Source organism: Streptomyces silaceus (assembly GCF_001419745.1).
In the GTDB taxonomy this organism is placed as follows: domain Bacteria; phylum Actinomycetota; class Actinomycetes; order Streptomycetales; family Streptomycetaceae; genus Streptomyces; species Streptomyces silaceus.
Genome location: NZ_LIRJ01000155.1, coordinates 1 through 8,217 on the forward strand (window position 1 = coordinate 1; position 8,217 = coordinate 8,217).

General features: G+C 73.2%; 11 protein-coding genes. 5 read left to right on the plus strand and 6 right to left on the minus strand.

The window, feature by feature from the left end; translation table 11 throughout:
- Positions 1–175, plus strand: a 175-nt coding sequence (locus AOK22_RS42765; RefSeq protein ID WP_244164817.1) for a DUF6214 family protein, incomplete at its 5' end; no start/stop codon positions are given.
- 77 nt (positions 176–252) lie between these two features.
- Here the strand turns inward: AOK22_RS42765 and AOK22_RS16305 are convergent.
- Entirely contained in the window at positions 253–876 is a 624-nt protein-coding gene (locus AOK22_RS16305; RefSeq protein ID WP_055699392.1) for a DUF305 domain-containing protein, read from the minus strand.
- A 212-nt stretch (positions 877–1,088) separates the two neighbouring features.
- On the opposite strand from AOK22_RS16305, the gene AOK22_RS16310 reads away from it, so the two are divergent.
- Positions 1,089–2,591 carry an LVIVD repeat-containing protein gene (locus AOK22_RS16310; RefSeq protein ID WP_055699384.1) on the plus strand — a complete coding sequence of 501 codons (1,503 nt, stop codon included), beginning with the start codon at positions 1,089–1,091 and terminating at the stop codon, positions 2,589–2,591.
- 12 nt (positions 2,592–2,603) lie between these two features.
- Here the strand turns inward: AOK22_RS16310 and AOK22_RS16315 are convergent, their stop codons facing one another.
- Entirely contained in the window at positions 2,604–3,239 is a 636-nt protein-coding gene (locus AOK22_RS16315) for a TetR/AcrR family transcriptional regulator (RefSeq protein ID WP_055699385.1), read from the minus strand.
- A 228-nt stretch (positions 3,240–3,467) separates the two neighbouring features.
- Between AOK22_RS16315 and AOK22_RS16320 the strand changes: the two genes are divergently transcribed.
- On the plus strand, positions 3,468–3,713 hold the full coding sequence (locus tag AOK22_RS16320; RefSeq protein WP_055699386.1) for a DUF2630 family protein: 246 nt from the start codon (positions 3,468–3,470) through the stop codon (positions 3,711–3,713).
- Positions 3,714–3,737: 24 nt separating this feature from the next.
- On the plus strand, positions 3,738–4,208 hold the full coding sequence (locus AOK22_RS16325) for a (4Fe-4S)-binding protein (protein WP_063795275.1): 471 nt from the start codon (positions 3,738–3,740) through the stop codon (positions 4,206–4,208).
- Here AOK22_RS16325 and AOK22_RS16330 read toward each other — a convergent pair.
- From AOK22_RS16330 to AOK22_RS16340, 3 genes are all read right to left on the minus strand, one after another.
- Entirely contained in the window at positions 4,201–4,896 is a 696-nt protein-coding gene (locus AOK22_RS16330; RefSeq protein ID WP_055699387.1) for an HAD family hydrolase, read from the minus strand. The genes AOK22_RS16325 and AOK22_RS16330 overlap by 8 nt on opposite strands.
- Before the next feature lie 33 nt (positions 4,897–4,929).
- Positions 4,930–5,616: a phosphatase PAP2 family protein gene (locus tag AOK22_RS16335; protein WP_055699388.1), complete on the minus strand. Its 687-nt coding sequence runs from the start codon at positions 5,614–5,616 to the stop codon at positions 4,930–4,932.
- Between the two features lie 67 nt (positions 5,617–5,683).
- Positions 5,684–6,619 (minus strand): M56 family metallopeptidase, encoded by a 936-nt coding sequence (locus AOK22_RS16340; protein WP_055699389.1) that lies wholly within the window; start codon positions 6,617–6,619, stop codon positions 5,684–5,686.
- 205 nt (positions 6,620–6,824) lie between these two features.
- On the opposite strand from AOK22_RS16340, the gene AOK22_RS16345 reads away from it, so the two are divergent.
- Complete coding sequence (locus tag AOK22_RS16345; protein ID WP_055699390.1) at positions 6,825–7,466, plus strand: HAD family hydrolase; 642 nt, start codon at positions 6,825–6,827, stop codon at positions 7,464–7,466.
- A gap of 69 nt (positions 7,467–7,535) precedes the next feature.
- Here AOK22_RS16345 and AOK22_RS16350 read toward each other — a convergent pair whose 3' ends face one another.
- On the minus strand, positions 7,536–8,132 hold the full coding sequence (locus tag AOK22_RS16350) for a DUF5134 domain-containing protein (RefSeq protein ID WP_055699391.1): 597 nt from the start codon (positions 8,130–8,132) through the stop codon (positions 7,536–7,538).
- Positions 8,133–8,217 lie beyond the last annotated feature (85 nt).

Genomic DNA, 8,217 nt, shown 5'->3' on the forward strand with positions numbered 1-8,217 from the left:
GGGCAGCGCGGGCCGCCGCGCCGTCGCCGACACCTACCGCGCCGCTCAGGACGAGGGGCGCGACCCGGTGCTCGCCGTGATGTGCGCGACCGGACGCAGCCGCCGCAAGTCGCTCAAGCTGATCGCGGGCGCGCGCGACGAGGGCTATCTGACCCCGCGTCACCACCGCAGGTAGAAGTGGACCACCGCGGGTAGGCCTGAGCCACCGGAGCGCGGTGCGCGTACGCCCCGGCAGGGCACCGTACGGAGCCCTCAGTCCATCTCCCGCATCCTGCCGATCTCGCTCGACTGCTGCGCCACCACGTCGTTCGCCATCTCCTCGACCTGCACGTTGTTGCCGTCCGAGAGGACCTCGGTGGCCATGGTGATCGCGCCGTTGTGGTGCGTGATCATCAGTTTGAGGAAGAGCTCGTCGAACGCCTTGCCCTTCGCGGCGCGCAACTGCTTCAGCTGGGCGTCCGTCGCCATGCCGGGCATCGTCCCGTGGTCGTGCCCGGCGTGCTTCCGCGGGCCGCCGTGGTTCTTCAGCCAGCCCTTCATCGCGCCGATCTCCGGACCCTGCGCGGCGCTGATGCGCGACGCGAGCCGCTTGACGCGGCCCGACTCGGCCCGTTTCGGGGCCAGTTCGGTCATCTCCAGGGCCTGTCCGTGGTGCACGATCATCATCTGCGCGTAGGTGAAGTCGGCCGAGTTGGGGGTGTCGTCGTCGGCTCTCTGCTCGGCGGCGTCCTGCGCGGACAGCGTCTCCGCGGCCTCGCCCGGCTTGCCCGGCGCGATCACCGAGGGTCCCGGCTGCGCCTTCCGCCCGGCGTCGGCCCCGTCCTCACCGCCGCCGTCGGAGTCGCAGCCCCCGAGCAGGAGAACGGCTGTCGTCATGAGCGCGGTGGCGGCGTACGTACGACGGTTGGGCACTGCGACCTCCTGTGGCACGCGGGTGATGCGGGTGCTGTCCCGGCACACGGCGGGGCGCCGGTGACAGGACGGTCAGATGACGAGTCTGTTGCACCCTATTGATCTGTGCATGCCGGGCACGATACTTCGGGTGTCCGCGATCCGTTCCACTGCGAACGGCGACAAGGGAGGACGCAGTGACCCTGTTGAACAACCCCCGAACTCGGCGCAGACGCCTGGGAGTCGGCGTGGCGGCGGCGGGACTCCTCGCCGCGCTGCTCACCGCGGCGCCGGCGGGAGCGATCCCCGACCCCGGTGACTCGCCCGCCGGTCCCAAGAGCGTCTCCAAGAGCGACGAGAGCAGGACGAAGGACGCCGTGGCGCGCGGCGAGATACCCGCGCCCGGCGAGATCGAGAAGTCGGCCAACATCGAGCACCTGGCCAACGTCCCCAAGGACGCGCTGCCCGGCCTCAACACGGACATCGCCTTCCAGGGGAAGTACGCCTTCGCCGGCAACTACGACGGCTTCCGCATCTACGACATCAGCAACCCGAAGGCCCCGAGGACGGTCTCCCAGGTCCTGTGCCCGGGATCGCAGAACGACGTCTCCGTCTCCGGCGACCTGCTCTTCCTGTCGACGGACTCCTCGCGCAGCGACAACTCCTGCAACAGCACCTCCCAGCCCGCGACGGAGAAGTCGTCCTGGGAGGGCATGAAGATCTTCGACATCAGCGACAAGGCGAACCCGAAGTACGTGTCGGCCGTCGAGACGGCCTGCGGCTCCCACACCCACACGCTGGTGCCGGAGCGCAAGAACGTCTACGTGTACGTCTCCTCGTACTCCCCGAGCGCGACGTTCCCCGACTGCCAGCCGCCGCACGACGGCATCTCGGTCATCAAGGTGCCGCGCAAGGCGCCCGAGAAGGCCGCGGTCGTGGGCTTCCCCGTGCTCTTCCCCGGTGAGGGCCCCGACGGCGGCGGCAACCCGGGCGGGCCCACCAACCCGGGCGTCCAGAAGACCACCGGCTGCCACGACCTCACCGTGCTGCCCTCCGAGGACCTGGCGGCCGGCGCCTGCATGGGCGACGGCATCCTGTTCTCCATCAAGGACCCGGAGCACCCGAAGGTCATCGACCAGGTCCAGGACAACAAGAACTTCGCGTTCTGGCACTCGGCGACCTTCAACCAGAAGGCGAACAAGGTCGTCTTCACCGACGAGCTGGGCGGCGGCAGCGCGGCCACCTGCGACGCGGCCACCGGCCCCGAGCGCGGCGCCAACGGCATCTACGACATCAAGGGCAAGGGCGACAAGCGCAAGCTCGTCTTCCGCAGCTACTTCAAGATCCCGCGCCACCAGGGCGCGACCGAGAACTGCGTCGCCCACAACGGCTCGCTGATCCCGGTCAAGGGCAAGGACCTCATGGTCCAGGCCTGGTACCAGGGCGGCGTCTCCGTCTGGGACTTCACCGACTCCACCCGGCCCAAGGAGATCGGCTACTTCGACCGCGGTCCGCACACCACCGACAAGATCGTCGTCTCGGGTTCCTGGTCGGCGTACTACTACAACGGCCTGGTCTACTCGAACGAGATCAACCAGGGGCTCGACGTGCTGAAGATCAACGACAAGCGCACGGACCCCGGGCGGAAGGTCCGCCTGCACGAGCTCAACGTCCAGACCCAGCCGGACTACTTCGACTAGTCGCCCGGCCGGCTAGTCGATCAAGCGGCCCCTGCAGGTCCCGTCGGGCGGCGTGTCGTCCGGCGGGACACCCAGCTTCCAGTCCAGGCCGTAGCGCTGGAACAGCTCGGCCCGCAGCGTCCCGAGCGGCATCGGTGCCCCCGGGATGAGCAGCGCGACGACCGTGCCCATCAGCAGCGCCCGCAGCAGCGGATAGTCCCGGTCGACGTCCGTCGAACCGTAGCGGACCACCGTGTCCCGCAGCAGCTCGGCCAGCCGCTGCTGCTCGGGGCACTGCACGAACCCCTCCGCCTGGAGGATGCCCGCCATGTGCGTGCGCATGAGCAGCGGCTCGTCGTGGGCCAGGCCGAGGATCGCGTCGATGGCGCGGGCGAGGCGCTCGCGGCCGTCCTCGGTGCGCGGCTCCCGTTCCAGGCCCGCCTCCAGCGTGCGGTGCATCAGCCGGTGCACCGCCGACTGCAGCAGTTGGCGCTTGCCGGGGAAGTAGTACGACACCAGGCCGCGGGCCGCGCCCGCGCGGTCGGCGATGTCGCCGAGCGTCGTGGCCTCGTAGCCGCGCTCGCCGACCAGCTCCACCGTGGCCTGCAGCAGCCGCTCCCGGGAACGTCTGCGCAGCTCTTCATTGACCGACGGGCTACGCGGGGACATCCTGAATAACTCCTGCGTTGACTGGCTCCGAGCCAATATACTCAGCGCGTTCCGTTCACGGGGCCCGTACGGGCCCCCGCACGGGACACGACGGCCTCGGGCAGGCAACACCGCGGGGGAGTGTTGCCTGCTCGCAGGCGGTTCGGAGCGGTCGGCAGACCGCTCTCTCCTCGCCGATCCCGCCCGCCCTCCTTACAGTGGGCCGGGGGGCCGAGGAGGCTGACTGACATGGACCAACAGCAGATCCTGTCCCGGATCACGGCCATGGTCGAGGACGAGAAGAAACTGCGCGACGCGCTGGCCGCGGGCGAGATCGACGGGCCCACGGAGCACGCCCGCCTCGGTGTCCTGGAGCGCGAGCTCGACCAGTGCTGGGACCTGCTGCGCCAGCGGCGCGCCAAGGCCGAGTTCGGCGAGAACCCCGACGACGCGCGGGTCCGCCCGGCCGCCGAGGTCGAGGGGTACCAGTCATGACCCGGGCCTCCTGAGGAGCCCGGCATGGCAGCCGAGCGAGGCAGGCCGTACCGGGGCGACTCCCTCACCGTCACCTTCGACGCGGGCCGCTGCATCCACGCCGCCGAGTGCGTGCGCGGCCTTCCGCGGGTCTTCGACACGGGCCGGCGCCCCTGGATCCGGCCCGACGCGGCGCCCGCGGACGAGGTCGCCGAGGTCGTCAGGCGCTGTCCGTCCGGCGCGCTGCAGTACGAGCCGGCCGACGGCACCGCCGAGCCGGCGGACCCGGTGACGCGCGTGCGGCGGTGCGCGGACGGCCGGATCGTCGTGCGGGGCGACCTGCGGGTGTCCGCCGAGGGCGGTCCCGCGTCGCACGAGACACGGGTGACGCTGTGCGGCTGCGGGCGCAGCGGCAACCAGCCGTTCTGCGATCACGCCGGGCCCTGCGACCCGTCGCGCCCGGCCGGTCCGCCGCGGTCCCCGGAGACCTCCGACGGAGACCGGACCGTCACCTGACGAGGTCGAGGACCGGCCCCAGGGCGTCCGGGCGCGCGGCGACCGGCAGGTGGTCGACGAAGCGCACCGCGCACCCGAGGCCGGCCGCGCCGCCGTCGGCGCGCCGGTCGTCGCCCACCATCAGGACGTCCCGCGGATCGGTCCCGAGCGCCTCGCAGGCCACCGCGAACAGCCGTGTGTCGGGCTTCTGGATGCCGTGCTCGTACGACAGGACGTACGCGTCGACGTACGGGTCGAGGCCGTGGGCGCGGAACACGGGCCGCAGATCCCAGCCGATGTTGCTCACCACCCCGACGCCGACACCCCGCTCGCGCAGCCCGGACAGGACGCGTGCCGCGTCGCCGTAGGGGCTCCAGGCGTGCGGGCTCATGTGCCGCTCGTACAGCGCGTCGTACAGCCGCGGATCGGGCAGCGGCACCTCACGGGCGAGACCCGTGAACGCGGCGCGGTGCTGCTCGGCGCTCGCGTCGCGGGACGCCCACAGCTCGGCGAGATGCCCCGGCACGGCGAGGGGCGAGGCCCCGCCGGGCAGCGCGCCCGCCCGCTCCAGGGCCTCGGCGGTCCGACTCAACTCGTCCTCCGGGAGGCCGACTTCGAGAGCGTCGAGCACGGCCCGCAGCCAGGACTCGGTCGGCTCGATGCGGAACAGGGTCCCGGAGAAGTCGAAGAGCACGCCCTTGATCGTCATGGCCAGGATCCTCCGGGACCGGCCGAGGCGCGGTCAAGTGCCGCTCGTGGCGCGCCTTCCGGGGCCGTACGCGTATGTCGCCACGGCCAGCGCCACCACCAGCGCGCCCAGCAGCCAGCCGCCCAGGACGTCGGACGGCCAGTGGACGCCGAGCCAGATCCGCGTCAGGCCGACCCCGACGACGGAGACCACCGCGAGCGTCACCGCCGTGCGCCACAGGACCGGGCCCACGCCGTACCCGCGCAGCAGCCACAGGAGCAGGCCGCAGGCGACGGCGGCCGTCATCGCGTGGCCGGAGGGGAAGGCCGCGTAGTGCGCGGAGTCCACGGGGTCGGGCCACTGGGGCCGGGGCCGGTCGTACGCCGCCTTGAGGGACTGCTGCACCACCGAACCCAGTACGCAGGCGCCGGCCACCCACAGCGCGAGCCACCGCGCGCCGCGCACCGCCAGCCAGATCGCCGCCACCGCGCACAGCGCCCGCATCGTCCAGGGATCCCAGAACCAGTCGGTGAGGATCTTGGCGGCGTGCGTGGCGTCCGGGTCGTCCACCGCCCAGCGGTGGGTCGTGCGCGCGATGTCGCGGTCGAGCGAGAAGAGGGGGCTCCACTCCAGCGCGACCAGGAGGAGCAGCAGGAAGGACGGCACACACAGGGCCGCGGCGGTGAGCGCGGCGCGGGTGCCGGGCGGACGGGGCGGGGAGTCGGGGGGTGCGGTGTCCATGCGGTGATCCTCGCCGACGGGGCGGGGCCGCGGCCATCCCGGGGGTCCCGGGCGCGGCGCGCGGACGTCAGCCCAGCGCGCGCAGGCCCGGCACGAAGGTGACCAGGACGGGGATCACCGGGACGAGCGCGGCGGTCGCCGTCAGCCGCAGGCGGCGTCCCGCGGTGAGCCGCGGGCGGGCCGAGAGCAGCCGGTGCACGCGCTGCGGGACGTGTGCCTGCGGCGTCGGGCAGGGGCCGAACACGCCACGGTCCTCGTTCAGTTCGACCAGCGCGAGGGCGATCGTCAGGCGGCCGAAGCGGCGCGAGGCGACGTCGTCGGCGGCGAGCTCCACCAGACGGTGCATCTCGTCGCGGAACGCCGCGAACATCCGCACCTGCGGGAAGCCGGCGGCCAGCGCGCCCGAGCAGTGCAGCAGCCAGTCGTGCCGCGCCTTCGCGTGGCCCTGCTCGTGCGCGAGGACCGCGTCCAGCTGGCGGCCCTTCAGGCGGCGCAACGCGGCGGTGGTGATGACCAGTTGGGGTGCCTGGCCGGGCAGCCACCAGGCGTCGGGCCGCTCCCCTTCGAGGACCACGAGACGGTCGGCGCCGGGCTCCTCGCCGGGCAACAGCGGGGCGCGCACCTGCAGTTCGGCACGCCGCACGGCCCGGCGCGTCCTGGCCCGCGCGATCTCGCGGGTGAGCATCGCCGCGGTCCACATGCCGCCGCAGGCCAGCGTCACCGCGGTGGCCGCCGCCCAGGGGCCGGGAGCCTGCAGGGCGTACGCCTCGACGACGGCGTGCGGCGCGGGCGCGAAGACGTGGCCGCGCACGGCCTGCCACGCGGCGGCGGCGCTCAGGGTCATGGAGAGCGCGCAGCAGAGCAGCACACCCGCCACCACGCACTGCCAAGCCCACAGCGCGACCACGGGTTCGCGCTCCGGCCAGTCGGCCCGTGCCAGCATGCGGGGGGCGACGACGGCGGTCAGGGCGCCCAGCAGCAACAGCGCGACGGGGACCATCATGCCGCCCAGCCTATGAGGGCCGGACGGGCGGAGGGTATGGCCTGTCTCCGCAAGTGACGGACGCCACGGACGGAACGGGTGTATCGCGCGGCGATCGTGGGTTCGGTCCGCGGGGCACGGCCGTCCTGCCGGTGCGACACGTCGGTGCTGCACGTACGGGTGATGACCGCCGATCACGCCCGGGATACGCCGTAATGTGCTGGTGATGATCGAGACCATCGTGTTCGACGTGGGGGAGACCCTCACCAAAGACGACCGCCACTGGGCCTCCTGGGCGGACTGGCTGCAGGTGCCGCGGCACACCGTGTCCGCGCTCGTCGGCGCGGTCGTCGCGCGGGGCGGGGACTCCGCCGACGCCCTGCGGCTCATCAGCCCGGACATGGACGTCGCCGCCGCCTCCCGCGCGCGTGAGGCGGCGGGCCGCGGCGAGCACCTGGACGAGACCGACCTCTACCCGGACGTGCGGCCCGCGCTCGGCGGACTGCAGCGCCTCGGCGTCCGCGTCGTCGTCGCCGGAAACGCGACCGCGCGCGCCGCCGAGCTGCTGCGCGACCTCGATCTGCCGGCCGACCTGATCGTCACGTCCGGCGACTGGGGCGTGGCCAAGCCGGACCCCGCCTACTTCACGCGGGTGCTCGAAGCGGCCCAGGCCGGCCCCCGGGAGACGCTGCACGTCGGGGACCACCCCGCCCACGACATCTTTCCCGCGCGTCAGGCCGGTCTGCGCACGGCGCACATCCGGCGCGGGCCGTGGGGGCATCTGTGGGCCGAGGACGAGGCGGTCGCCGAAGCGGCGGACTGGCAGATCGACGGCCTCATCGGCCTCTCGGCGCTGCTCGGACACTGAGCCGCGCCCCGCTGGGGCACTGAGCCGCGCCCGCGCGGACATCGGGCCGCGCCCGGCGCTGCGTGCCGCCTACAGCGTCAGCAGCATCGCCACCATCCCGATGCCCATCGACAGCCGGCACGCCAGGGCCACCTCGGGGCGGTCTCCCCAGCCCGGCGTGGCGGGTCCACCCGGCACGGGTCCGCCCGTGACCGGGCCGCCGCCTCCGCCCGCCGGTGAGGCGACCGCGAGCGGGGCCAGGCGGGCGCCCGACCACAGGACGTATCCGGCGAAGTAGAGCAGGAGCGCGCCCGTCAGCGGTGGGCTGCCCGCCCCGGCGCCGTGGCCCGCGTGCGCGCCGGGCGTCGTGAGCATGGCCACCGCCATGTAGACCATCGCTCCCGCGCCGATCAGATGGTGCAGATGGTGGCGGTCCGTGCGGGCCGCCCACACGGCGTGCAGCGCGGCCGCGCCGAACACCACGGCGTAGACGAACCAGGCCCAGCGCGGGGGCGCGACCACGGCGGCGGGCACGGCCATCACCGCCATCCCGAACCCCATGAGCGCCTCGCCGCCCGCCGTGCGGCGCTGCTCCTCGATACGGCTGCGCATCCTCAGCAGGCAGTAGGCCCCGGTCGCCGTGCAGAGCGCGACGAGCAGCCAGGCGGCCTGCGCCGGTCCATGCACCGCGTACCTCCCCCTGTCGACGGTGTCGTCGGGTCGATGCCCGGGGGCGTGGTGTCGTACGCGAGCGCACGGGGGTGCACGGGGA